The organism is Parashewanella sp. 2304DJ23-3, assembly GCF_056591695.1.
This window is the reverse complement of sequence record NZ_JBWQOH010000002.1, coordinates 105056-130506: the sequence shown is the minus strand read 5'-3', so window position 1 is coordinate 130506 and position 25451 is coordinate 105056. Positions and strand designations below refer to the sequence as shown.

Sequence of the window (25451 nt, the reverse complement as noted above, 5' to 3'; positions counted from 1 at the left end):
CAAATGTCAATAAATTGAAGTTAGGGATTTCTTAAATGAGCAGTATTTTGCCACTTATTGGTCGTGAAAAAGCACTCTTTTCGACAGATATAAATGCTAATGAAGGGGAGTTAAAGAAAATTGTAGCAGATTCTAAATTCTTGGTATTGGGTGGTGCAGGGTCAATCGGTCAAGCTGTGACAAAAGAAATCTTCAAGCGTCAACCGAAAAAACTGCATGTTGTAGATATTAGTGAAAACAACATGGTCGAGCTAGTCAGAGATATCAGAAGCTCTTTGGGTTACATTAATGGTGACTTTCAAACGTTTGCTTTAGACATTGGTTCTGTTGAGTATGATGCTTTTGTTAAGTCAGATGGAGAGTATGATTATGTGCTGAATCTTTCTGCACTGAAGCATGTTCGCAGTGAAAAAGATCCATTTACCTTAATGAGAATGATTGATGTAAACGTATTTAATACGGATAAAACAATACAGCAATCTATTGATGCAGGTGCAAAAAAATATTTTTGTGTTTCGACTGATAAAGCTGCAAACCCTGTCAACATGATGGGGGCTTCCAAACGTATTATGGAAATGTTTCTAATGCGAAAAAGCGAAAATATGTCGATTTCGACTGCTCGATTTGCGAATGTCGCATTTTCCGACGGCTCACTATTACATGGGTTTAATCAGCGAATTCAAAAACATCAGCCCATAGTCGCTCCAAATGACATCAAAAGATATTTTGTAACGCCTCAAGAGTCTGGAGAACTGTGTCTTATGTCGTGCATTTTTGGGGATAACCGAGACATATTTTTTCCAAAACTAAGTGAAGCACTAGATCTTATTTCATTTGCAGACATTGCCGTCAAATATTTACAGCAACAGGGTTATGAGCCTTATTTATGTTCTGATGAAGATGAAGCAAGAGAGCTTGTACACACTTTACCTGCGCAAGGAAAGTGGCCTTGCTTCTTCACCTCTAGTGACACCACAGGTGAGAAAGATTTTGAAGAGTTTTATACTAATAATGAAACGCTTGATATGGCGCGTTACGACAACCTAGGCATCATCAAGAATACACCGTCATATGAAAAAGAACTGCTTGAGTTATTCGAAAGTCAAATTAAAAAAATGAAATCTAACGGTTCTTGGAACAAAGATGAATTAGTAGAGCTCTTTTTTAAAATGATCCCTGATTTTGGACATAAAGAAACGGGTAAGTACCTTGACGGCAAGATGTAGTGACGATTCACTACTGAAAGTAAGACTGTTAATTAACCAAAGAAGTGTGTAATGAGCCAAACAACGATTGCTGAATATATCCGTGATATATACAAAACCACCGAATTTATTCCACTGCATGCGCCAACTTTCAATGGAAATGAGCTGAATTACGTTACAGAAACGATTAACAGTACATTTGTTTCAAGTGTCGGCAAGTTTGTAGATGAATTCGAAAGTAAGATTGAGAATTTCACTGGAACGGCTAAAGCCGTTGCAACAGTGAATGGCACAGCGGCTTTGCATGCAGCGCTTTATATGGCAGGTGTTCAACAAGGTGATTACGTTATTACGCAGGCTCTTACTTTTGTCGCAACTTGTAATGCATTACACCATATGGGCGCAGAACCTATTTTTGTAGACGTTTCACCGAAAAGTTTAGGTTTATGCCCTAATGCTTTGGACGAGTTTTTAATCGAGTATGCACAACGGACTGAAACAGGTTGTATACATAAAAAGACTAAAAAAGTCATTCGAGCGGTTGTACCTATGCATACTTTTGGTCACCCTGTTGAGTTAGATGAATTAATTATAGTTTGTAAAAAATGGAATATTGCTTTGGTTGAGGATGCTGCTGAAAGTTTAGGTTCTTATTACAAAGGGATACACACGGGTACATTAGGAGATTTTGGGGCGTTAAGCTTTAATGGTAATAAAATAATTACTACTGGTGGTGGTGGTATAGTATTGTGTCAAACACTCGACAGTGGTACGCATACAAAGCATATAACAACCACTGCTAAAGTTCCCCATCCTTATGAGTTTTATCACGATGAAGCTGGCTTTAACTATCGTATGCCAAATTTGAACGCAGCATTAGGCTGCGCTCAAATGGAAGTATTATCGGAATACATTGAGAAAAAACGTATTTTGGCAAAACACTATGAAGAATATTTTAAAGAAAGTGATTATGAATTTGTAATTGAGCCAGAATATGCTCGTTCAAATTATTGGCTGAATGCAGTTATATGCCCTTCAACAGAAGCTCGAAATGAGCTCTTAAAAAGTACTAATGATGCAGGAGTGATGACTCGCCCTATTTGGCGGTTAATGCATCGTTTACCAATGTTTAAAAATTCGATTCGTGGAGATTTATCCCATTCGGAACATATAGAGTCGCATCTAATTAACCTACCAAGTACCCCAATAACTATTTAACTCATCTGTTGATGAGTAGGCAATAGGAATACATTTCAAATGAATAACGCTATCTTGACTTCTGTGGAAGAGCTAAAGAAAGTAGCTGTTTTTTCCGGTACTAGAGCTGAATATGGTCTTCTTTACTGGCTGTTAAAAGATATAGAGAATGATTCGGGACTTCATTTGCAGTTGCTGGTTTCTGGTATGCATTTATCTCCGGAGTTTGGTGAAACTTACAAAGCTATAGAAGATGATGGCTTTAAAATTGATGAAAAAATTGAAATTCTGCTTTCATCAGATTCAGCCGTCGGAATAGCAAAGAGCATGGGACTTGGCGTATTAGGGTTTACTGATGCACTTGCTCGATTAAAACCAGATGTACTAGTCATTTTAGGTGATCGATTTGAAGCTTTAGCTGCAGCACAAACTGCAATGATTTTACGCATACCAATTCTCCATCTGCATGGCGGGGAAGTGACTGAAGGGGCTTATGATGATGCGATTCGTCATGCTATTACTAAACTTAGTTACTTGCACGGTACCTCAACAGAAGAGTATAGAAATAGAGTAATTCAGTTGGGTGAATCACCTGAGAGAGTCAGGAATGTTGGAGCAATTGGTCTTGACCATCTAAAACGCTCTAACCTCATGGAAGTAAATGAACTTAGTGATTCATTAAATTTTTGTTTATCAAAGCCATTCTTTGTTGTTACATATCACCCTGTTACGCTAAGCGATGAATCGCCTGAAGAAAGTTTCCGAGCTATGCTTGATGCCCTTGACTTTTTCCCGGGATATCAAGTTATTTTGACGTATCCAAATGCCGATGACGGAGGACGAAAGATTATTCCTATTTTAGAAAAATATGCGCAAACTAACCCTGAACGCATTCTAGCGATTAAGTCTCTCGGCCAAGTTCGTTATTTAAGCGCAGTTAAACATTCGTCAGCAGTAATTGGAAATTCTTCTAGCGGAATTATAGAAGTTCCAGCGTTTGATGTGCCTACAATTAATATCGGTTCTAGGCAAAAAGGGCGTCTGGCAGCTAAGAGTGTTTTGACAGTTGATGCCAGTAAATTGGAAATCATTAAAGCCATTGAAACAGCTATTTCTGGTGATTATAAAAAAAGAAATGAAAAGATTATTAACCCGTATGGTCAAGGAAATACGAGTGGTCAGGTTATAGATATGATCAAGTCGTTAGATTTTATTCCGGAAAAAACTTTTTATAATTTAAATTTTGATGATGTGAAGTGAGAATAGCGTGACTTTAATTATTGCAGAAGCGGGCGTGAATCATAATGGTAATGAAGAGTTAGCCTTTGAATTGGTGAATGCTGCTCATAAAGCTGGAGCTGACATTGTTAAGTTTCAAACATTCAAAGCTAAAAACTTGGTGACATCTGAAGCAAAGCAAGCTGATTATCAAGTCACCAATACACAAAAAGAAGAATCACAACTAGCGATGCTAAGTCGTTTAGAGTTGTCGTATGATGTTCACCACAAACTAATTGAGCATTGTAATTTCTTGGGTATAGAGTTTTTATCAACAGCATTTGATTCTGAAAGCTTAGACTTTCTAGTCAATAATTTAGGGCTGACAAGGCTTAAAATCCCTTCTGGTGAAATTACAAATGCCCCTTTAGTATTAGAACATGCTCGTACAAAGTGTGATTTAATTGTTTCAACAGGTATGGCGACGTTATCTGAAGTAGAAATGGCATTAGGTGTCATTGCATTTGGGTATACTTCTGAATCAGGTGTTGAGCCATCAATAGAGGCATTTCAGCAAGCGTACGCATCCGAAGAAGGCCAAAAAGCATTAAAAGCTAAAGTAACCGTTTTGCACTGTACTACAGAGTATCCTGCACCAATGGCAGAAATCAACTTAAAAGCAATGGATACTTTAGGCACTTCGTTTGACTTACCAGCGGGTTACTCCGATCACAGTCAGGGTATAGCAATCCCTATTGCAGCTGTTGCACGTGGTGCAGTTCTAGTTGAAAAACACTTTACTCTTGACAATGAAATGGAAGGACCAGATCACAAGGCTTCGCTTGAGCCAGATGAATTGAGTGCAATGGTTAGTGCTATCAGACAAGTTGAACTAGCACTAGGCTCAAAGGTTAAGGCGCCAACGGTTTCAGAAGTGAAAAACAAGATTGTTGCTAGAAAAAGTATTGTTGCTCTTGAAGACATTAAGGCTGGGGAATTGTTGGATAATCAAAATATGACAATTAAACGCCCTGGAAATGGAATGTCGCCTTACTTATATTGGAAGTTAACAGGACAAAGAGCTACTAAGGATTATAGTGTAGGGGAGCTTATTTTTGAGTAATCAATCAAAGTTTCCTATTGTTTTGATTGGAGGTGGTGGGCATGCTTCTGTTCTCGCTGATATTTTATTAGGACAAGGAAGAGAAATTATCGCAGTTATATGTCCTGATGATATCAATAATAAACTGTTATCCGATTTCCCTCATTTTACAAATGATAGTGATATTTTAAAATATAAATCACATCAAGTTCGTGTTGTTAATGGCATTGGGGTGATGCCAAAATCGAATACGAAAAGATTAGTAAATGATAAACTGTTGTCACTAGGTTATGAGTTTGAAACCGTTATATCTGAACATGCTTGCGTTTCCACACATGCAGTTATCGAGCAAGGAGGACAAATACTTCCTGCTGCAGTTATAAATACAGGTACACACATTGGTGCTCACAGCGTTGTTAATTCAGGAGCACTGATAGAACATGATTGCGAAATAGGGCAATATAATCATATTGCTCCAAAGGCGGTACTTTGTGGCCAAGTAACTACAAAAAACAATGTTTATGTAGGTGCTGGTGCTAATATAATTCAAAGCATAAGAATAGGCGAAGATTCAATTGTTGGGGCAGGCACAACAATTGTGAAAGACATTGAAAATAATCAACTTGTGTACTCTTCACTAAATCAAATAAAACAATCGGTACTAGAATGATAGATTTCTGGAAGAAAACAATCTTGCCACCTTTGGCAACAATAAAAGATGCGCTTACAATTATTGACTCAGTGGGACTTCGAGCCGCATTGATTGTAGGGCAGCAACAAAAGCTACTAGGTGTTGTGACTGATGGAGACATTCGTCGAGCTTTACTTAATGGTCAAAATCTTGATACGCCTGTGTCTGAAGTAATGAACTCTAACCCACTCACAGCTCAAATAATGACAGAGAAAGCAGATTTAATTGGTTTAATGAATGAAAATGATCTGTTATTTATACCTCTTTTAGAAAACGATGTTTTGGTTGGGCTAGAAACCCTACATGGTGCCTTGGTGGATAAGCCTTCTTATGCTAATCCAGTATTCATAATGGCTGGTGGCTTTGGTACTCGCTTGCGCCCGTTAACCGATAATTGTCCTAAACCAATGTTAAAAATAGGTAACAAGCCAATATTAGAGACAGTTATACAGAGTTTTATAAAAGCAGGTTTTACAAACTTCATCATTTCTACTCATTACATGCCGGAGCAAATTAAAGCTCACTTTGGAAGTGGCGAAAATTTTAATGTTAATATCCAGTATGTTTATGAGGATACTCCGCTAGGGACTGGTGGTGCACTAGGTTTGCTTCCAGAAAATCTGCCAAAAGACTTGCCTTTAATTATGATAAATGGTGATGTGCTAACGAATGTTGATTTTCAGCGATTACTTGAGTTTCATAACGAACAAGACGCCGATGCCACCATGTGTGTAAGGGAATACGACTATCAAATTCCATATGGAGTCATCAATGGAGAGGGAAATAAGATAACCAGCATGGTTGAAAAACCAATTCAACGTTTTTTCGTTAATGCAGGAATATATGTTGTATCTCAGCAGGTTATCCAGTCTGTTCCTAAAAATCACAAAATAGACATGCCAACACTGCTTGAAGAACATATGACTAAAAGAGACAAAGTTCTGATGTTTCCAATACATGAATATTGGTTAGACATTGGACGGATGGACGATTTTAAGCGTGCTCAGGTTGATATTCATACCTTAGGTCTTGATTAGTTATGAATAGAATAGCAGTAGTTGGATTAGGTAATATAGCAACTCGTCATCGAAGAAATGTTAAACAAATATTCCCAAGTGCAAAAGTTTACACCATGTCTGCTAGCGGTCGAATTCCGACCGAAGCTATCACAGATAGTGACGTTATATGTCGCTCTGTTGATGAACTAATTGAAGCTAATGTCGAAATGGTTATCATTGCATCACCAGCTCCGTTCCATGCACTTCATGCTATACCTTTTATTGAATCCAATACTCCTACACTAATTGAAAAGCCTGTTGCTACTTCAGAAGACGATCTTACTGAATTAAAGTTAGCGATAGATAAGTATAAAACTCCTGTAGCTATCGGCTATTGTCTTCGTTATTTACCTTCGGCTCAGAAGTTAAAATCACTTTTGGAAGAAGGTATCTTAGGTTCAGTTTATAATGCACAAATAGAAATAGGGCAATATTTACCAGATTGGCGACCTAATAAAGACTATCGAAATTGCGTATCAGCAAATAGTAAATTGGGTGGAGGAGCATTGTTTGAGTTAAGTCACGAGCTTGATTACACGCAATGGCTACTCGGGTCACTATCAATAAAACATGCGATGTTACGTTCATCTGATGAACTTTCTTTAGATGTTGAAGATTTAGTAAACATCACAGCCTCTACTTGCGATAAAACAGTTGTCACAATCCATTTAGATTTTTTACAAAAAAGAGCACGTCGGCATTGCAGTTTTATAGGTAGCCGAGGTCGAATTGATTGGGATTTGATTGAAAATAAATTAATACTGAGTAACGCCGTCGGTACACAAATCCTTTATTCGGATTCTGAGTGGGATAAAAATCAAATGTATCTCAACATGCTCAACGATTTCTTAAAAATGATCAAAGGGCAGAATTGTTCTTGTGTGAGTGTAGATGAAGGAGCCAAGACAGTGTCCTTGATAAATGAAATTAAAACAAAGAATAGCAATTAAGAGATAATTCATTAGATGAAAAACTATGCATTTATTTTTGCTCGTGGTGGTTCAAAAGGGTTGCCAGGGAAAAATATTAAGCCGTTAGCAGGAAAACCCTTGCTAAAGTATTCGGTGGATACGGCGCTTAATTCACCATCGATAGATACAGTGTTTGTTTCAACTGATGATGCAGACATTTCTGAAGTTGCACGTGAAGCTGGAGCAATTCTGATTGATAGACCCCACCAGCTAGCTACAGATAAAAGTCCAGAATGGCAGTCTTGGAGGCATGCAATTGAATGGGTAATACAACATTATGGTGAATTCGATGGTTTCGTTAGTTTGCCTGCAACGAGTCCTTTAAGAGCTGTCGAAGATGTCGAGGCTGCAATCCGACAACACAAATCTGTTGGTGCCGATATTTGTATTTCAGTGACAGCGGCTAACCGAAGTCCATTCTTTAATATGGTCGTTAATACCGATGAACAGTTAGTGGAACTCGTTAGTAAACCAGAGTTTGATGTAACACGCAGGCAAGACGCTCCTGAAGTTTTTGATATTACTACAGTTGTTTATGTTGCAAGTCCTAAATTCATATTGACTCATAACGGGCTATTTTCTGGGAAAGTTACAAGTATTGAAGTGCCGAAAGAGAGAGCCGTTGATATTGATGATATTTATGATTTTAAGTTAGCTGAGTCAATATTGATGGAGAATAATAGTGAATAATCTACTTACAAATCAAAAAATATTAATAGTGGGTGCAGGTGGCTTGCTCGGAGCACAGCTTGTGCATAATGTTTTAGAGCAAGGTGCAAACGTTGTAGCAGTAGATATCAATCTAGACTTAATGCGTGAAAATTTGGCCAAACAAAATGTCAACATTGATGATACTAAATTAACATTGCAGGAATTAGATCTAACAAATGAAGCAGAAGTCGAATTCTTTTTTGAACATTCGTCGGATCTTTCAGGGGCGGTTAATTGTACTTATCCAAGAAACAAAACATATGGTGCTCACTTCTTTGATGTTTCTTTAACTAGTTTTAATGAAAACCTCTCTTTACATTTAGGAAGTGCTTTTCTATTTACAAAGCAATGTGCACTATACTTTAAAAAGTATCAAACTCCCTTTTCATTAGTGAATATATCGTCTATTTATGGCGTGATAGCACCCAAGTTTGAAGTTTATGATGATACCCCGATGACTATGCCTGTTGAATACGCAGCGATAAAGTCGGCAATTTTGCATTTAAATAAGTACGTAACAACATACGTAAATAATAGTGACTTTAGGGTTAATAGCGTTAGCCCTGGCGGAATTTTTGATGACCAACCTAAAGCATTTCTAGATGCATATAAATCTAAAACATTCGGTGAAGGAATGTTGAATGTCGCAGATATAATCGGTTCAATTTTATTTTTACTCTCATCTCAGTCAAAATACCTAACAGGGCAGAATTTGATTGTCGATGACGGTTTTAGTTTATGAGTACTTTGGAAGTAAAATGAAAAAAATATTTTGGTGTAAAACTTGTTTGAATATGTCAACTAGACCTCGTATTTCATTTGATGAGGATGGTAGTTGTAACGCATGTAATTGGAAGGAAGAAAAAAAGGAACTTGACTGGGACTCTAGACAAGAACAGCTTACTCAGCTGCTAAATAAATATCGCTCAAGTAATGGTAACGGTTTTGATTGTATTGTACCTGTTAGTGGTGGAAAAGACGGTTCTTACGTTGCCTATACTCTTAAGCACAAATATGGAATGAACCCTCTCGCAGTAACTATTAGACCCGCACTAAGTCTTGAGCTGGGTGATGAAAATTTATCTAACTTTATTAATTCTGGATTTAATCATATTCATGTATCTCCAGATGCAAAGATAATGCAGAAATTAAATAAGTTAGGATTTATTGAAAAAGGTTTCCCTTATTACGGTTGGTTAATCGCCATAAAAACCGCTGTTATTCAAACTGCAATGAACTTTGGTATACCCTTAATATTTTATGGAGAAGATGGTGAAGTTGAATATGGAGGTTCGACGGAGAGTAAATATAATCCGCTATATAATATTGAATATATGAAGAGGGTATATTTTGAAGGTGGGTACGATAAAGTATTCGAAGAAGTTTTGAAGCAAGAAGATGTTAGGCAAGGTGATTTAGCGTTCTGGAATTTTCCTAGTGATGAGCAAGTTGCTGAATCCGAACTAGCATTTACCCATTGGTCTTATTTTGAATCATGGGATTCATATCGAAACTATGTAGTAGCCAAAGAACATTGTGGATTAAAAGAGAAAGAGGAAGGTACGGCTGGTACATTTACTAATTTCTCTCAGAATGATCAAGCTTTATACTCTTTACACGCATATTTAATGTACCTCAAGTTTGGGTTCGGTCGTGCAACTCAAGACGCCGGTATTGAGATAAGAAGAGGTGCGATGACGCGCGATCAAGCTTTAAATTTGGTAATGGCTTATGACAATCAATATCCACATGAGTTTATTAATTTATATCTAGAGTATTATGAAATGACGAAAGCTGAGTTTGATGCTGTTTTAGATAAGTATGCAAACAAAGATCTATTTGAGAAGATAGATGGATTGTGGGAACCAAAGTTTACTGTAGGTGAAGAATTTACAGTATGAAAATAGCAATTGTTGACTATGGCATGGGAAATATTTCTTCTATTGAAAGTGCTCTTCGTTATATAAAAGTAACGGATATAGTTGTGACAAACTGTGAAAAAGAACTTGAAGCTGCTGACAAATTAATATTGCCAGGAGTAGGAAACTACTCTATGGCAATAAAAAGAGTGCGTGAACTTGGATTAGATCAAGTTCTGCACAATTTAGTCATTGACAAAAAAAAGCCAATTTTAGGAATATGTCTAGGAATGCAAATATTAGGCATTTCAAGTACCGAAAGTGGTTTAAATAGCGGCCTTGGCTTTGTTGAAGGAATAGTTACACGGTTTTCAAGTGACAAATTTAAAGTTCCTCACGTCGGATATAATCAAGTAAGCTTTTCTGTAGATAGTAGACTATATAATGGTTTAGATTTGAATTCTGATTTCTACTTTACTCACAGTTTTAAAATGACATCTGATAAAAATATTAATCCAGGCTATTGCGATTATATAAATAATTTTGTCGCTAGTTTTGAGGTAAATAACATTGCTGGTGTCCAATTTCATCCTGAATTAAGTCAAAAAAATGGATTGAGATTGTTAGAAAATTTTATAGAGTTATTTTAATGTTAAGAGATAGACTAATATTTAGTTTAATATATAGCGATGGCGCTTTTATGCAAAGTCGCAACTTTAGATTACAACGTGTTGGCGATATAAATTGGCTGGAGCGTAATTATAAATTTCAAAAAATCTCTTTCTCATTAGATGAGTTAGTTGTACTAAACGCTTCCCGTAAGCACAAGGATATTAAAGATTTTTCTTCAGTTGTAAAGCGCCTGGTAGATGATGTGTTCATACCAGTTGCGGCAGGAGGAGGCATTAGAAGTTTATCTGATGCAGATCTGTTATTTACAAGCGGTGCAGATAAAGTCGTATTGAATAGTGCCTTATTTTTAGATCCAAAGCTTATAAATGAAATCACTGATAAATATGGCTCCCAGAGTTTAGTCGCATGTATCGATTATAAAATAGTTGACGGAGTTAGAGTTGTATTTATTAATGATGGTACTGAGGCAATAGATATTCCATTTGAACAGTACATAGATCAAATTCAAGATCTAGGAGTTGGAGAGGTGATACTTAATTCTATTGATAACGATGGTACTGGTTTTGGTCTTGATCTTGAAACGATTGTAGACATAAGTGATTTATTTAAAGTTCCGTTGATTTTAATGGGAGGGGCTGGTAATGAGAAGCATCTTTTTGAAGGAATTCAAATTAAAAATGTTTCTGCAGTTGCAACGGCTAACTTATTCAACTTTATCGGTAATGGCTTGCCTAATGCACGTATGCATTTATTGGAGAATAAGGTGAATCTTGCAAGGTGGAAAGATGTTGCTCTTTGATATATTTAAAAAATATAAATTTTGTAAAGAAACGGATCGTCTTGGTCCAGATCTGCCTTTCACACATTGGAAGTTATATTTTTCATCATCAATGAAGAAATTATGTAAGAGTAAGTTTAAAAAATTTTCAATGAGTACAGATTTTAGACCAGGGGCATACGCAGTTTGTTGTTCTAATATATCTTTAGGAAAAAATGTTGTGGTTCGTCCAAATACAATGATATTTGCGGACGAGTTCGCTCAAGTAGTTATTGAGGATAATGTAATGATGGGCTCAGGGGTTCATTTTTATGTAAATAATCATAAATTTGATCGAAGAGATATTCCGTTAATTGAACAAGGGTATTATCCATCAGAAGGTATTCTAATTAAAGAAGGTGCTTGGATAGGCGCAAATTCAATAATATTACCAGGTGTAACTATTGGTAAAAACTCTGTCGTTGGAGCGGGTAGCTTAGTAAATAAAAGTATACCTGACTTTAGCGTTGCAGTTGGACACCCAGTGAGAGTTATCAAAGAAATATGAATATATTATATATGCCAGTTGAAGTCTATAATAGAGAGTTTTTATCCAGACTTTTAATCTCGATATATTCACTCAAAGAAGGCTTTGAAGAATGTATTATTGGCCGTGATGAGGAGATATTCTTTAGAGCTAGCAAACCTGGACATATTCTTTTGAAAAGTGCAGCATCTTTTGAAGCTAATAAAATAGAAACCTTGAAAAGTGACGGTCATAAAGTTTACAGTCTTGATGAAGAAGGAATACTACCACCTATCAATGATCCATCTATTAACTCTAGATTTTCTTCGCAAACATATTCATTGGTTGAAAAATTTTTTATTAATGGTGATTTAGAGTTATCAACATTACCACATTATTTTAAAAATGGCTCTAAGGCAGTAATAACTGGTAACCCCAGATTTGATTTGTATAAAACAAAGTTTAAAGCTATTTCAACAAATAATAAAAAAGAGATAGAACGTTTAGTAGATAGAAAGCCTGTAATACTCATTGTGTCAAGATTTGGAGATGTAAACCCAGTCGATGGCTTAAATTATGAAAAGCTCTTAGAGAGTAACGGCTATTTGAGTTCTGATAAATCAAAAGACTTTTTTTCAAAGTTTGATGAGCACTCTAATAAAATATTCAAAGAATTACTTAAATTACCCAATGCTCTAGCTGAAAAGTTTCCTGAACATAAAATCGTGGTAAGACCTCACCCATCAGAAAGCCCCGACATTTGGAAGTGTATTTGTAAAAGTAGCAATATTATTATTTCGAAAGAGTACCCAATATCAAATTGGCTTGAGTTAGCTGATGTTATGATTCATAACGGTTGTACTACCAGTGTGGAAAGTGCAGCATTAGGCACACCCGTTATATCATTTCAACCTTATGAGGATGAATGTGTAGATTTAATTCATTCAAACGAACTAGGAATAACATGTAAGAGTTCTTCTGAAGTAATAGATTCGTTGAATAAACTTTTAACATCTAGTGGATTAAAAAACTCCAATATCAGAGAAAAACTAAACAAAATTGTTTATTTTAATGAAACTGAATATTCTGCAGAGATTATCGCAAAACATATTGCTTCATTTGAAAGCTGTAAGTTTAATAAGCAGAATGACCTCAACTTTCACAGTGTTGCTTTATTTTATAGTAAGCAATTGATTAAATTGCTTTTAAATAAAATAAAGATTAAAAGTTGCTACTCAAGGAAAAAATTTCCTTTGCAAAAAATGAATGACATAGAGTTGGTGGTAAAAAGAATAGCTGATTCGATTGATGTTGAAGTAGAAGTTAATAGAGTGGGAATTGATGTTTTTTCGATAAAAAAATTATGATAAAAAAACTTTTAAAAATACTATCAGAAAGTGATAAAAAGAAATTAGTTCGTATTCAACTAAAAATATTTTTAGTGTCAATGTTAGAGTTTTTTTCAATAGTAGTTGTTATTCCATATATTAGAATTGTGAATGATATATCTATTCTGAAACAATCAGATTCTTATATTGTGTTGACAAAGTATATTGGAGATGTTGATGAAACACTATTGTTAGGAATCATAGGTATAGTTTTAATAGTTTTACTTTTAATCTCTTCAATTACTTCGATTTTGCTTGTGAAGTCTATATCTCAATACTCAGTTTCTTGTGGTATTAACTGTGGGAATAATATTTACAATAAATATCTGAAAGCGGATTGGCAAGAACATCTTGTATCAAACAGTTCAAAATTAATTAATGTAATCGGAACAGAAACTAATCGATTCGCATTAGGTTTTTTGGTCCCTTTTCTACAAGTCAATTCGAAACTAGCATTAATTGCTATAGTTTCCATATTCATACTTGTTTATAATCCTCAAATAGCAATAATATCAATGGGTTCTTTGTCAATATTATATATTGGGATTTTTATATTAGTAAAAGAGAAGTTATCTAAAAGTTCAAAGGTTATCACTGATTCATACCAAGAAAGAATAAAGCTTGTAAATGAAATTGTTGGCTCTAAAAAAGAAATTTCTTTGAAGTTTGATGTCAAACCTTTCTCAACATCTTTTGTAGAAGTGGGTGAGACTCTGTCCAAAAAATTATCAACAAATCAGTTTTATATGGCCGTTCCTAAATATATTATTGAGTTTATAGCTTTTGGTTGTACACTTGCTGCAATATCGGTTGTAATTCTCTCCTCAGGTGATTCTCAGCAATATACAGAGCTCTTCGCCGTTTTCGCTCTGATTGCTATAAAGCTTTTGCCAGCTATTCAAATAATATATCAATCATTTTCAAGCATAAAAGCACATGAGTACACATTAAATTTATTGGCAGATATGCTTGATATAAGACAAGCGAGGTTCGAAAGCCTTTCAAACTCTTTTTCTAACTTTCATAGTTTGAAATTTGAAAATATTTCTTATAGCTATCCATCGTCAGACAATGACGTAATTGATATGCTAACTTGCACTATTAACAAAGGTGACGTTATTGGTGTATATGGTGCATCAGGTTCTGGTAAATCGACATTAATTGATATTTTCTTGGGGCTATTGGTACCGAGAGGAAATGTATACTTGAATAATCAACTTATTAATAGTTTAGCAGTTAAAGAATTCCAGGAGCGAATAGCTTACGTCTCTCAGCAAATATTTTTGACAGACCGAACTATTGCTGAAAATATCGCTTTTGGTATTGATATTGATAGTATCGATTACGATCGCCTCGAATGGGTAATTAAGCAAACAAAATTAGACGAAGTTGTGAATAAGTTGGAGTTAGGTGTTCATAGTCTTGTGGGAGAAAGAGGTGCATTTCTTTCGGGAGGACAAGTTCAAAGGATTGGAATTGCTAGGGCATTATATAATATAGATACAGAGATAGTTGTTCTTGATGAAGCAACTAGTGCATTAGATACTGCTACTGAAGCGAGAATCATAGATATGATTGAAGATATATTTAAAGATAAAACTATTATAATGATTGCTCATAGAGTTACAACCTTAAAAAATTGCACTAGATTTTTTGAAATAGACAAAGGAGTATGTAGAGAGAGGGAGTCAATAAATGACTAATTTTTTTCAATTAATTAAAATGGATATGGAAGCGCATTGTTTCAAGTATTATGCGTCAAATAAAAAACTTACATTTATAAAAATTATCTACTGTTTTTTTTCTCCAGAGTTTAGACTCGTTTTATCTTATAGATGTTATTCATCTATTTATAATACTAGATATTTAAAGTATTTCGGGTTTATTTGGTACCTATTAGCAAAAAGAAAGTATTCCAGTGATATTCATCCTGAGGCAAAAATTGGAAGTTCTTTTAAAATTGGCCATCATATTGGGTTAATCATTGGTCCAAAGGTGAAAATTGGAAATAGAGTTTATTTGTTTAATTCTATTAATATTGGCAACAAGAATGTGGGCGGAGTAGATTTAATGCCAGAAATTGGAGATGATGTAATTGTTGGCTGTGGTACACGTATACTAGGTGGGATAAAAGTAGTAGATAAGTGCATAATTGGCGCTAATAGTGTAGTTCTTAAGAGCATAGATGAGCCTGGAAAATATGCAGGAATTCCTGCTGTAAAGTTATAATGGAATTAAATTGAATAAAATTATGTTGTTTGCTCCATATTTATCACATGGAGGAGCTGAAAAGCAGTTTAGAGAATTAATTGACGTTCTTGCTGATGACGATAATGTAAATCTGAGTGTTGGAGTATTATCTTCAGGTAGTGAAGGAGACAGTTATAAGAAATTACTACTTGATCGTGGTGTTAATGTTAAAGAGTATTTTATCGATCCTATTAATAGTAAACGAATAAGTATTTTATGTGTATTGATAAAGTGCTTGTTTGATATTATAAAGTTCAAACCCAATTACTTATATTTTTATTCCTTATATCTTTTTCCTATAGTATTTGCTAAAGTTTTGCTTTGGAAGTTGAAACTAATTTATTCTGAAAGGATTTTGTCACCTCAAACTATTTCTAGAAAACCTTTGTATAAATTCATGTCTATTTTTGTTGATTTATTTGTGGTAAATGGAAAAAGTTTATTTACATTCTTCGAGTCAATATCTAATAAAGTGATTCATATTCCAAATTTTGTAAAGCCGGTTAGCTATACAAAAGGTGCTAATAATCGTCACAAAAATATAGCTGTGGTATCTAGATTGTCTCCTGAGAAAAATATTTCTTATATAATAAATAACCTTGACTTCGAAGATTACACTGTGAATGTCTATTATTCAGGAGAGGAAGAAGGATATAAAGATGTTTTAAGCGCCCTTTCTATTAAGCATGGTTGTAATATTGTATTTTGCGGAAAAAGTTCTATTGCAGATATCTACAGAAATAATTTTTGTATATTGCACCCATCTTTATCTGAAGGATCTCCAAATGTTTTATTAGAAGCTATGGCTTCAAAATATCCTTGTTTTTGCAGTGATATTCAAGAAAATATTGATACGGGGATCTCTGCTGAGTTTATCTTTAAAATCAATGACAGTGGGGCTGACATGAATGATTTACTCAAGAAGTGGAATACATCATCTGATTATTATAGAGAGCGTTCGTTATATAAAAATTATTTGAAATCAGCAAATTTCAGTTCAATACTTTTTGCAAAAAACATCCGAATACTTTTTGGACTAAAATGATATGAAGAATGGTTTCGTTTCTCCTTCTGATCATAGAATCTCTTTGTCCACTATTTATATCAGTTGTGCATTATTTTTATTGCCATTCTGGAGTTTACCTTTTCTTCCTGGCACTTTTAGACCTATATCAGTTTATATACTTTCTATTTTAGGATGTTTGTTTTTTTTAAAAAAGATTGCTCTTGATAACAGATTAAAGCTAGATGAGTTGATTTTATCTTCTTTCGGAGTGTTGGCTTTAATTAATGCGGTTGTAATTTATTCTTTTTTTGGTGGAGAGCTTTTAATATTCCTTAGATCTGTTATTACATTTGTTATTGCTTTTTTCTTTTATTTCGAAATAAAAAGAATTTTCTATAGATGGGGTCTTACTCGCGTCTTGTGCTTCTTTATTTATCCAATTACAGCAGTTGTCATTGTCGGATGGCTTGATTTTTTTAGCTGGATTGGATTGTTACCGTTTGAAATTAAATCTTTTCTTAATACAGTTTTTTCTGGAAGAGTTTCAAGTAGACTTTCAATAATAGTTTCAGAGCCTGCTTGGGCTAGCAGAGTTTGCATATCTTTACTCCCATTTATATTGTATTTATATAATATAAATCCAACAAAATGGAAGCTATTTTGTATTTTTTCGTTAGTTTTCTTTTTTCTTATGTGCTTCAGTTTGTCAGGGCTTGCTGTTCTGTTCTTCTCTATTTTCTTTTATTTTATTCTGTTCAAGTTTAACCTGAAAGTATTAATAAAGTCTGTAATCATAACCCTTATTGTGATTGTTTCATTTTTTACAATTTATTCGCTATCTAAAGATAACCATGACAGCTATTATTTTTCTAGGTTTGGAAAGGTTGATCAAGTGAACACAAATAATATTGATGAAATGCTATCAAGTTTAGTTTTATTAGATGGTTCAGCGTTTATTCGAATTTCTTATCCCTTAATTTCATTTCGAGTCGCAATGGATAACCCTTTAGGCGTTGGGATAGGCAGATATGGACTTTATTTTGAAGACGAAATGTCACGATTTGGTGCCGACGCTTTCAAAATAAAACAAATTAAAGAGCATGTTGAAAATAAAACCGCAGATCAGCGATCATATTATGGTCGAGTTTTATCTGAAAATGGATTTTTTATTTCAATTTTTTTGTTAGTGTTTTATTTTTTTGCGGTAATAAGAAGTATTAATTTTAAATATTCCGAACCTTACCTTTTCAATCTTTGTGCTTTTAGTTTGTCAGTAATGTTTGGGAATATGATACAGTTTTCATCATACTTGTTTCCGTTTTATTGGTTAGTTCCTGCAATGATTTTTGTTATTCACGAAAAAAAATCTTAAAAATATGTTCAGTTTTTAATTGAAATCCTACTTTTTCTATGTGGAAATTTATTTTGATTTTTATTGTATTTGTGACTTCCTTTGTTATTTAAATTATTAAAAATATATTATGAAAAAATTGTTAGTTCTAACTCCTCGATTTCCTTACCCTGTTGTTGGTGGTGATCGCTTGAGGATTTATCAATTGTGTAAAGCTTTATCGAAAGACTACAGTCTCACGCTTTTAAGTTTTTGTGAATCTGAAGAAGAATATTATGCCGAGATTCCAGACGATTCTGTCTTTTCTGAGGTTCATAGAGTATATCTCTCTAAGGTTACGTCTTGTTTGAATGCTTTTACTGCAATACCATCTAATACCCCCCTTCAAGTTGCGTACTATCGCTCAAGAAAGTATAAGAAACTGCTAACTCACCTAATTTCAACTCACGATGCAACGCTTTCTCACCTAATAAGAACTGGCGATTATGTCAAAAATTTAGAGGGAGTTGTTAATATTCTAGAAATGACAGATGCCATTTCATTGAATTATAATAGAGTTAAGAAGTTAAATGATAAACTTAATTTCAAAAGCATTATTTATTCTTTAGAACAAAAAAGGCTTGAGCGCTATGAAAAGAAAGTTGTAAATAATTTCTCTCTATGTAGTTTAGTTTCAGATGTTGACGCCGATTTTTTATTCGGAAGTGAATTTGAAAAAAATAATGTGATGGTTTGTTCTAATGGCGTTGACGTTCAAACTTTACCTTTTTTCGAGCGCACTATAGATCATAATAAAAACATTGAGATAGCTTTTATTGGAAACATTCTTTCTTTACAGAATTTGGACGCTGTAACTTGGTTTTCAGATGAGATTTTACCGAAACTGAACCAACGTGGTGATCTTTACACGTTCAAAATCATCGGAAGAATTGCTGAAAAAGATCGAGTATCATTACAGAAAAAGGAAAACGTTATTGTCACAGGTTCTGTCGATAATATACCTGATTCTGCAAGAAGTTCATCATTCGCAGTATGTCCTATGAGAATTGGTGCTGGTGTACAAAATAAAGTTCTGGAGTATATGGCTTTAGGGTTACCCTGCATTACTACAACAGTAGGTTTTGAGGGGATCGGAGCAACGAAAAATAAGCAATTATTGGTTGCAGATTCTCCAGAAGAGTTTGTAAACAGCATTTTGTCAATTTGTACAAATCAAGTTTTATTCAATGAGCTAGCTGTTAATGGGCGCTCTTTTGTTGAAGATAATTTTTCTTGGGAAAGTCGTTTAGAACCATTCGTATCAGCAGTTAAAAAATTAGTTTAGGAGTTTTTTTTGATATTACCTGTAATTATGGCCGGTGGATCTGGATCTCGTTTATGGCCATTGTCTCGACAACAGTTTCCAAAGCAATTTCTCCGTTTAGCTGGTGAGAATTCAATGTTGCAAGAGACTGCGCTTCGTTTAAATGGAATAGAGCATTTAGCTCCGCTCGTGATTTGTAATGAAGAACATCGTTTTTCAGTTGCGGAACAAATGCGGGCAAGCTCTATACAGACAAGTGGTATTATTTTAGAGCCAGTTGGCCGAAACACTGCGCCTGCTATTGCACTAGCCGCTCTTCAAGCGTTAAAAGGTGGGAATGATCCATTATTATTAGTTCTAGCAGCAGATCACCTGATTAAAGATGATTCAGCGTTCTGTTCTGCAATCAAACTAGGTGTTTCACTAGCAGAATCTGATAATTTAGTCACTTTTGGTATTGTACCAACCTCACCAGAGACTGGTTATGGTTACATTCAACGCGGAGATTCGGTAAGTGAAGAAATTGGTTTTAAAGTTGAAAATTTTGTTGAGAAGCCGTGTCTAAGCGCAGCTAAAGAATATGTCTCTTCTGGAGAGTTTTATTGGAACAGTGGAATGTTCTTGTTCAAAGCAAGTACATATTTAGCTGAACTCAAAACACATAGCCCTGATATTTTGTGTGCTTGCGAACTAGCAATGGAAGTTACTCTTACGGATCTTGATTTTATCAGAGTTAATAAAGCAGCGTTTAATTCTTGTCCTGATGACTCTATTGATTTTGCTGTTATGGAAAAAACTGAAAAAGCTGTCGTAGTGCCTATTAACTGTGGCTGGAGCGATGTTGGAAGTTGGTCTGCTCTTTGGGATGTATCGGAGAAAGACGCTCAAGGTAATTCATTCTTTGGTGATTCCATCAATATAGATAGTAGGAATACATTTGTACATGCATCAGAAAGATTAGTTGCTACTATTGGTTTAGATGATGTAGCTGTAGTTGAAACAAAAGATGCAGTACTAGTAGCAAAGCTTTCAAATGTACAAAATGTCAAAGCAGTTGTTGAGCGACTTAAGCTTGAAAAGAGAAGTGAGTGGCAACATCACCGCGAAGTATATAGGCCATGGGGTAAGTATGATTCAATTGATTGTGGCGAACGTTTCCAAGTAAAGCGAATTACTGTTCAACCCGGTGAAAAACTATCTATTCAAATGCATCATCATCGTGCAGAACATTGGATTGTTGTCACTGGAACAGCCAAGGTAACAAATGGTGAAAATGAACTGTTGCTTACTGAAAATCAATCAACGTATATTCCTGTTGGAGTTGTGCACGCTCTTGAAAATCCAGGGAAGGTTCCATTAGAGCTTATTGAAGTTCAATCAGGGGCATATTTAGGAGAAGATGATATTATTCGCTTTGAGGATCGTTACGGTAGGTTAGCTAAATGAGTCAAATGATTAGCTCAGAAATTATTAAAGAAAGTGGAATTTTGTTTGGTACAAGTGGAGCTAGGGGGTTAGTCACAGACTTTGACGCAAATGTATGCGCAGCATTTACAGTAGCTTTTATTAGAGTAATGCAATCAAAATTCGACTTCACAAGTTTAGCTGTTGCTATTGATAATCGACCGAGCAGCCCGCATATTGCATCTGCTTGTATTTCAGCAGCTCAATCCTTAGGTATTGCTATAGAGTATTTTGGAGTTATACCAACTCCGGCACTCGCATTGACCTCGGTACAAGATAAAATTCCATCAATAATGGTTACTGGTAGCCATATTCCATTTGATAGAAATGGTTTAAAGTTTTATCGGCCAGACGGTGAAATCAGTAAAATTGATGAGTTGGCTATTACCTCAGAGAGTCACGCTGTACAGAAGTGCAGTTTCCAAGAGTTACCTCTCTCATCAGACCGGGCGGCTAAAGCATATTTAAGCCGTTATACTGATTTTTTTCACAGTGATTCATTAGCAGGAAAAATAATCGGGATATACGAACATTCTAGTGCGGGAAGAGATCTTTATGCTGATTTATTTGAGCAGTTAGGCGCCAAAGTCGTGAGCTTAGGTAGAAGTGACAGTTTTGTACCTATTGATACTGAAGCTGTAGCTGAATCAGATATTCTGATGGCTCAAAAGTGGCAAAGTGAATATGGACTAGATGCTATTTTTTCTACTGATGGTGACGGTGACAGACCCTTACTAGCAGATGAGACAGGTTCTTATCTAAGGGGAGATATTTTATGTCTTTTGGCTGCAAAGAGCATACATGTTGACATTATTTCTGTTCCAATCAATTGTAATTCTTCTATTGAAGAAAGTGGTTTCTTTAAAGAAGTAAAGCGCACAAAAATTGGATCTCCGTATGTAATAGAGTCTCTAGGCTCTTTAAAAAACCAAAATTGTCGATTAGCAGGTTTTGAAGCGAATGGCGGTTTCATCTTGGGCTCTGATCTTGAAATTAATGGTAACTTGTTAGTTGCCTTACCTACAAGAGATGCAGTTCTTCCAGTTCTTGCTGTATTAGCTACTGCAGGTGATATGCCAATTTCTAATTTAGTTGAATCACTACCTAAAATATATACTTCGAGCGGCAGAATACAGAACTTTCCACTAAGTTGTAGTACGAAGATTATTCAAAGAGGTTGTGAAAATCCTAATGAGTTATTATCTACACTTGGCCTTTCCGAGTCTAAGTATAGTGTAAGTAGTGTTAATGTCACTGATGGTCTACGTATGATGTTGAACAATGGTGAAGTGGTTCACTTAAGACCATCGGGTAATGCACCTGAACTTCGCTGTTATATTGAATCCTACTCAACAACTAGAGCTGATTATTTAGCCAACTATATCTTGAATGCTATTGTTAGTTTATACGAGGAAAACTTATGAAAATAGCCGTTGTAGGTACGGGGTACGTTGGCTTATCTAATGCTATCTTATTAGCGCAAAATAATGAAGTTGTGACTTTAGATATTTTGCAAAATAAAATAGATTTACTTAATAATAAATTATCCCCTATTGTAGATAATGAAATTGAATGCTATTTGAGAGAAAAGAACCTTAATTTATATGCAACTGCAGACAAACATTTTGCATACGACAACGCTGAGTTTATTATTATAGCAACACCAACTGATTACGATGTTGAGACTAATTATTTTAATACCTCTTCTGTTGAGTCCGTAATCTCTGATGTACTTGAAATAAACCCGAATGCTGTCATGGTGATAAAATCTACGTTTCCCGTTGGTTTCACAGAAAAAATTAAAAAAGAGTTTGATACGAATAATATTATCTTTTCACCTGAGTTCCTTCGTGAAGGTAAAGCTTTACACGACAACTTATACCCATCTCGAATTGTTATTGGTGAGCGAACCGAACGTGCAGAACAATTCGCATCTCTTTTGGTAGAGGGAGCAATAAAAAAAGACATTGATGTTTTGTTTACCGACTCGACAGAAGCTGAAGCAATAAAATTGTTTTCTAATACTTATTTAGCTATGCGTGTGGCTTACTTCAATGAGCTGGATTCGTATGCTGAAGCTCATGGTTTAGATTCACGCCAAATTATTGAAGGTGTGGGCTTAGATCCTCGCATTGGTACGCATTACAATAACCCTTCGTTTGGTTATGGTGGCTATTGTTTACCAAAAGACACCAAGCAGCTTCGTGCAAATTACAAAGATGTACCGAATAATCTTATCAGCGCAATTGTTGATGCTAACACTACCCGAAAAGACTTCATCGCGGACTCTATCATTTCTAAAAAGCCTGAAGTTGTCGGGATTTATCGCTTAATTATGAAATCTGGCTCTGATAACTTTCGTGCATCGAGCATTCAAGGGATTATGAAGCGAATCAAAGCTAAAGGCATTGAGGTGGTAGTGTTTGAACCTGAACTTGAAGATTCTGAGTTTTATCATTCTAAAGTTGTTAAATCATTGGATGAATTTAAAGCTTTATCTGATATTATTGTTTCAAACAGAATGGTCGATGATATTCGAGATGTTGAAGATAAAGTTTATACAAGAGATTTATTCGGTTCAGACTAATGTTTAATTAAAATCGCTATAAACTAAGCCAGCTCTAGCTGGCTTTTATTTTTAGGAAAAATATGAAGTACTTAGTTACCGGTGCTGCAGGCTTTATTGGCAGTGCAACTGTCGAAAACCTTACATCTCAAGGCCACGATGTCATCGGGATTGACAATATCAATGATTATTATGATGTTTCTCTAAAAGCAGCCAGATTAGCCAGAATTGAGCATGAACGTTTTACGTTTATTAAAATGGATTTAGCCGATAGATCTACTATTGAATCGTTGTTTGCGGCTGAAAAATTCGACCGAGTGATTCATTTAGCAGCGCAAGCTGGTGTACGTTATTCTATCGAAAACCCTCACGCTTATGCTGACTCAAACCTTGTTGGATATTTGAATATTCTTGAAGGTTGCAGGCAAAATAATGTTAAACATCTGATTTATGCTTCTTCAAGTTCTGTGTATGGTTTAAATGAAAAAGTACCATTTTCAACAGCAGACACAGTTGACCATCCTGTATCTTTGTATGCTGCGACGAAGAAAGCTAATGAGCTGATGTCTCATAGTTACTCACATCTCTATGATATTCCAACCACAGGCCTTCGATTTTTCACTGTTTACGGTGCTTGGGGTCGCCCTGATATGGCACCTTTTATATTCACAAAAAAAATTATTGATGGTGATACTATCGATATTAATAACAACGGCGATATGTGGCGTGACTTTACTCATGTTGATGACATTGTTGAAGGTATCGTTCGTATCGCAGATGTAATACCAAATCGAAACGATACCTGGAAAGTTGAGTCTGGCACGCCAGCTACTAGCTCTGCACCTTATTCGGTTTATAATATTGGAAATGGTTCACCCATAAATTTAATGGAATTTGTAGAAACCATTGAGTCTGAACTGGGTATTGAAGCTAAGAAAAACTTTCGAGGTATGCAACCTGGTGATGTATATCGTACCTTTGCAGATACTCAAGATTTATTTGATGTTACTGGATATAAACCTCAAGTTTCAGTTAAAGAGGGTGTGGCCGAGCTAGTTAAATGGTATAAAGCATTTTATTCAGTTTGATTATTTAAAAAGTTAAAGTAATCAACGTCGCTGGATAACCGATTTCTCTGGTATGACGTCAAATAATATTTAAGTTACCTTAACTTTGAACAGTAAAATAAATTAAAGGAATAATAAGTTAAATGAAAGCAGTAATTCCTGTTGCGGGTCTAGGAACCCGGATGTTGCCTGCAACAAAAGCCATTCCAAAGGAGATGTTACCTTTGGTTGATAAGCCGTTGATCCAATATATAGTTAACGAATGCGTAGCTGCTGGCGTTAAACAAATTGTATTGGTGACTCACGCCAGTAAAAATGCCATTGAAAACCATTTTGATAAGCAATATGAGCTTGAGTCGACGCTAGAGAAACGTGTTAAACGTCAGTTGTTAGAAGAAGTCCAAGCTATTTGCCCTAAAGACGTCACCATTATGCATGTACGTCAAGGTGAAGCTAAAGGCTTGGGGCATGCAGTGTTGTGCGCTAAACCGTGTATTGGTGATAATCCATTTATGGTGGTGCTTCCTGATGTTATTTTAGATGAGTATACGGCTGACCAAAAAACAGAAAATCTTGCCGCAATGAAAGCTCGATTTATTAATGATCATGCTAGTCAGATTATGGTTGCACCAGTACCTAAGCAAGACGTTAATAAATACGGCATTGCAGATTGTAATGGTGTTGAAGTCGCTGAAGGTGCATCAACAAAGATAAGCAGCATGGTCGAAAAGCCACAAGTGGAAGAAGCACCATCAAATTTAGCGGTTGTTGGACGTTATGTATTATCACAAAATATCTGGCCATTACTTGAAAAAACGCCAATGGGTGCAGGTGATGAAATCCAGCTGACTGATGCCATTGATATGTTAATCGAGCAAGAAACGGTTGAAGCATTCCATATGTCAGGGAAATCACATGACTGCGGTGATAAACTGGGCTACGCAAAAGCTTTCGTTGAATACGGATTAAACGATCCTAAATTAGGGGCTGACTTTAAAGCCGCTTTAAAGCAAATGCTTATTGATTAAGCGCTCATTTGTCTATTTATAGTTAAACCAGCATTCTGCTGGTTTTTTTATATGTGTTTCATTGTAAAATTACTATCTTGCTCTTTTAAAAGGTTAGCGA

General features: G+C 35.3%; 24 protein-coding genes. All 24 read left to right on the top strand.

The annotated features are described in order from the left end of the window. Positions 1-35 precede the first annotated feature (35 nt). Entirely contained in the window at positions 36-1226 is a 1191-nt protein-coding gene (locus tag AC1EU2_RS06470; protein ID WP_480297231.1) for a UDP-N-acetylglucosamine 4,6-dehydratase, read from the top strand. A gap of 51 nt (positions 1227-1277) precedes the next feature. Next, complete coding sequence (locus AC1EU2_RS06465; protein WP_480297229.1) at positions 1278-2423, top strand: LegC family aminotransferase; 1146 nt, start codon at positions 1278-1280, stop codon at positions 2421-2423. 39 nt (positions 2424-2462) lie between these two features. After that, positions 2463-3662 carry a UDP-N-acetylglucosamine 2-epimerase gene (neuC, locus tag AC1EU2_RS06460; protein ID WP_480297227.1) on the top strand — a complete coding sequence of 400 codons (1200 nt, stop codon included), beginning with the start codon at positions 2463-2465 and terminating at the stop codon, positions 3660-3662. A 7-nt stretch (positions 3663-3669) separates the two neighbouring features. Next, a complete protein-coding gene (neuB, locus tag AC1EU2_RS06455; protein WP_480297226.1) occupies positions 3670-4743 on the top strand; it encodes an N-acetylneuraminate synthase in 1074 nt (357 codons plus the stop codon). Next, positions 4736-5392: an acetyltransferase gene (locus AC1EU2_RS06450; protein WP_480297225.1), complete on the top strand. Its 657-nt coding sequence runs from the start codon at positions 4736-4738 to the stop codon at positions 5390-5392. The genes neuB and AC1EU2_RS06450 overlap by 8 nt, the downstream gene beginning before the upstream one ends. After that, a complete protein-coding gene (locus AC1EU2_RS06445) occupies positions 5389-6450 on the top strand; it encodes a nucleotidyltransferase family protein (protein ID WP_480297223.1) in 1062 nt (353 codons plus the stop codon). Before AC1EU2_RS06450 ends, AC1EU2_RS06445 begins: the two co-directional genes overlap by 4 nt. 2 nt (positions 6451-6452) lie before the next feature. After that, on the top strand, positions 6453-7421 hold the full coding sequence (locus AC1EU2_RS06440) for a Gfo/Idh/MocA family protein (protein WP_480297222.1): 969 nt from the start codon (positions 6453-6455) through the stop codon (positions 7419-7421). A 15-nt stretch (positions 7422-7436) separates the two neighbouring features. Next, on the top strand, positions 7437-8132 hold the full coding sequence (locus AC1EU2_RS06435) for an acylneuraminate cytidylyltransferase family protein (protein ID WP_480297220.1): 696 nt from the start codon (positions 7437-7439) through the stop codon (positions 8130-8132). After that, entirely contained in the window at positions 8125-8895 is a 771-nt protein-coding gene (locus AC1EU2_RS06430; RefSeq protein ID WP_480297218.1) for an oxidoreductase, read from the top strand. The genes AC1EU2_RS06435 and AC1EU2_RS06430 overlap by 8 nt, the downstream gene beginning before the upstream one ends. A gap of 16 nt (positions 8896-8911) precedes the next feature. Continuing rightward, on the top strand, positions 8912-10054 hold the full coding sequence (locus tag AC1EU2_RS06425; protein WP_480297217.1) for an N-acetyl sugar amidotransferase: 1143 nt from the start codon (positions 8912-8914) through the stop codon (positions 10052-10054). Then, a complete protein-coding gene (hisH, locus tag AC1EU2_RS06420) occupies positions 10051-10662 on the top strand; it encodes an imidazole glycerol phosphate synthase subunit HisH (protein ID WP_480297215.1) in 612 nt (203 codons plus the stop codon). The genes AC1EU2_RS06425 and hisH overlap by 4 nt, the downstream gene beginning before the upstream one ends. After that, positions 10662-11444 carry a HisA/HisF-related TIM barrel protein gene (locus AC1EU2_RS06415; RefSeq protein ID WP_480297213.1) on the top strand — a complete coding sequence of 261 codons (783 nt, stop codon included), beginning with the start codon at positions 10662-10664 and terminating at the stop codon, positions 11442-11444. Before hisH ends, AC1EU2_RS06415 begins: the two co-directional genes overlap by 1 nt. Continuing rightward, a complete protein-coding gene (locus AC1EU2_RS06410; RefSeq protein WP_480297212.1) occupies positions 11431-11970 on the top strand; it encodes an acyltransferase in 540 nt (179 codons plus the stop codon). Before AC1EU2_RS06415 ends, AC1EU2_RS06410 begins: the two co-directional genes overlap by 14 nt. 11 nt (positions 11971-11981) lie before the next feature. Continuing rightward, positions 11982-13295: a surface carbohydrate biosynthesis protein gene (locus AC1EU2_RS06405; RefSeq protein WP_480297210.1), complete on the top strand. Its 1314-nt coding sequence runs from the start codon at positions 11982-11984 to the stop codon at positions 13293-13295. Further along, positions 13292-15019, top strand: coding sequence for an ATP-binding cassette domain-containing protein (locus tag AC1EU2_RS06400; RefSeq protein WP_480297208.1), 1728 nt, complete (start codon positions 13292-13294; stop codon positions 15017-15019). Before AC1EU2_RS06405 ends, AC1EU2_RS06400 begins: the two co-directional genes overlap by 4 nt. Next, positions 15012-15545, top strand: a complete 534-nt coding sequence (locus AC1EU2_RS06395) for a serine O-acetyltransferase (protein WP_480297207.1) — start codon at positions 15012-15014, stop codon at positions 15543-15545. Before AC1EU2_RS06400 ends, AC1EU2_RS06395 begins: the two co-directional genes overlap by 8 nt. A 10-nt stretch (positions 15546-15555) precedes the next feature. Continuing rightward, positions 15556-16611 carry a glycosyltransferase family 4 protein gene (locus AC1EU2_RS06390; RefSeq protein WP_480297206.1) on the top strand — a complete coding sequence of 352 codons (1056 nt, stop codon included), beginning with the start codon at positions 15556-15558 and terminating at the stop codon, positions 16609-16611. A gap of 1 nt (position 16612) precedes the next feature. Further along, entirely contained in the window at positions 16613-17944 is a 1332-nt protein-coding gene (locus tag AC1EU2_RS06385; protein ID WP_480297204.1) for a hypothetical protein, read from the top strand. A 109-nt stretch (positions 17945-18053) separates the two neighbouring features. Beyond that, on the top strand, positions 18054-19247 hold the full coding sequence (locus tag AC1EU2_RS06380) for a glycosyltransferase family 4 protein (protein ID WP_480297202.1): 1194 nt from the start codon (positions 18054-18056) through the stop codon (positions 19245-19247). A 9-nt stretch (positions 19248-19256) separates the two neighbouring features. Next, on the top strand, positions 19257-20672 hold the full coding sequence (locus tag AC1EU2_RS06375; protein ID WP_480297200.1) for a mannose-1-phosphate guanylyltransferase/mannose-6-phosphate isomerase: 1416 nt from the start codon (positions 19257-19259) through the stop codon (positions 20670-20672). Further along, on the top strand, positions 20669-22114 hold the full coding sequence (locus AC1EU2_RS06370) for a phosphomannomutase (RefSeq protein ID WP_480297199.1): 1446 nt from the start codon (positions 20669-20671) through the stop codon (positions 22112-22114). Before AC1EU2_RS06375 ends, AC1EU2_RS06370 begins: the two co-directional genes overlap by 4 nt. Beyond that, positions 22111-23277 (top strand): nucleotide sugar dehydrogenase, encoded by a 1167-nt coding sequence (locus AC1EU2_RS06365; protein ID WP_480297197.1) that lies wholly within the window; start codon positions 22111-22113, stop codon positions 23275-23277. The genes AC1EU2_RS06370 and AC1EU2_RS06365 overlap by 4 nt, the downstream gene beginning before the upstream one ends. A gap of 62 nt (positions 23278-23339) precedes the next feature. Further along, positions 23340-24344 carry an NAD-dependent epimerase gene (locus AC1EU2_RS06360; RefSeq protein WP_480297196.1) on the top strand — a complete coding sequence of 335 codons (1005 nt, stop codon included), beginning with the start codon at positions 23340-23342 and terminating at the stop codon, positions 24342-24344. 122 nt (positions 24345-24466) lie between these two features. Then, positions 24467-25351: a UTP--glucose-1-phosphate uridylyltransferase GalU gene (gene galU, locus AC1EU2_RS06355; RefSeq protein ID WP_480297195.1), complete on the top strand. Its 885-nt coding sequence runs from the start codon at positions 24467-24469 to the stop codon at positions 25349-25351. Positions 25352-25451 lie beyond the last annotated feature (100 nt).

Coding starts and splice junctions, on each gene's coding strand:
- AC1EU2_RS06465 (WP_480297229.1), top strand. CDS start 1,278: ATGAGCCAAACAACGATTGCTGAATATATCCGTGATATATACAAAACC.
- AC1EU2_RS06365 (WP_480297197.1), top strand. CDS start 22,111: ATGAAAATAGCCGTTGTAGGTACGGGGTACGTTGGCTTATCTAATGCT.
- AC1EU2_RS06445 (WP_480297223.1), top strand. CDS start 5,389: ATGATAGATTTCTGGAAGAAAACAATCTTGCCACCTTTGGCAACAATA.
- hisH (WP_480297215.1), top strand. CDS start 10,051: ATGAAAATAGCAATTGTTGACTATGGCATGGGAAATATTTCTTCTATT.
- AC1EU2_RS06435 (WP_480297220.1), top strand. CDS start 7,437: ATGAAAAACTATGCATTTATTTTTGCTCGTGGTGGTTCAAAAGGGTTG.
- AC1EU2_RS06425 (WP_480297217.1), top strand. CDS start 8,912: ATGAAAAAAATATTTTGGTGTAAAACTTGTTTGAATATGTCAACTAGA.
- AC1EU2_RS06410 (WP_480297212.1), top strand. CDS start 11,431: ATGTTGCTCTTTGATATATTTAAAAAATATAAATTTTGTAAAGAAACG.
- AC1EU2_RS06395 (WP_480297207.1), top strand. CDS start 15,012: ATGACTAATTTTTTTCAATTAATTAAAATGGATATGGAAGCGCATTGT.
- AC1EU2_RS06440 (WP_480297222.1), top strand. CDS start 6,453: ATGAATAGAATAGCAGTAGTTGGATTAGGTAATATAGCAACTCGTCAT.
- AC1EU2_RS06360 (WP_480297196.1), top strand. CDS start 23,340: ATGAAGTACTTAGTTACCGGTGCTGCAGGCTTTATTGGCAGTGCAACT.
- AC1EU2_RS06380 (WP_480297202.1), top strand. CDS start 18,054: ATGAAAAAATTGTTAGTTCTAACTCCTCGATTTCCTTACCCTGTTGTT.
- neuC (WP_480297227.1), top strand. CDS start 2,463: ATGAATAACGCTATCTTGACTTCTGTGGAAGAGCTAAAGAAAGTAGCT.
- AC1EU2_RS06415 (WP_480297213.1), top strand. CDS start 10,662: ATGTTAAGAGATAGACTAATATTTAGTTTAATATATAGCGATGGCGCT.
- AC1EU2_RS06405 (WP_480297210.1), top strand. CDS start 11,982: ATGCCAGTTGAAGTCTATAATAGAGAGTTTTTATCCAGACTTTTAATC.
- AC1EU2_RS06470 (WP_480297231.1), top strand. CDS start 36: ATGAGCAGTATTTTGCCACTTATTGGTCGTGAAAAAGCACTCTTTTCG.
- AC1EU2_RS06370 (WP_480297199.1), top strand. CDS start 20,669: ATGAGTCAAATGATTAGCTCAGAAATTATTAAAGAAAGTGGAATTTTG.
- galU (WP_480297195.1), top strand. CDS start 24,467: ATGAAAGCAGTAATTCCTGTTGCGGGTCTAGGAACCCGGATGTTGCCT.
- AC1EU2_RS06400 (WP_480297208.1), top strand. CDS start 13,292: ATGATAAAAAAACTTTTAAAAATACTATCAGAAAGTGATAAAAAGAAA.
- AC1EU2_RS06385 (WP_480297204.1), top strand. CDS start 16,613: ATGAAGAATGGTTTCGTTTCTCCTTCTGATCATAGAATCTCTTTGTCC.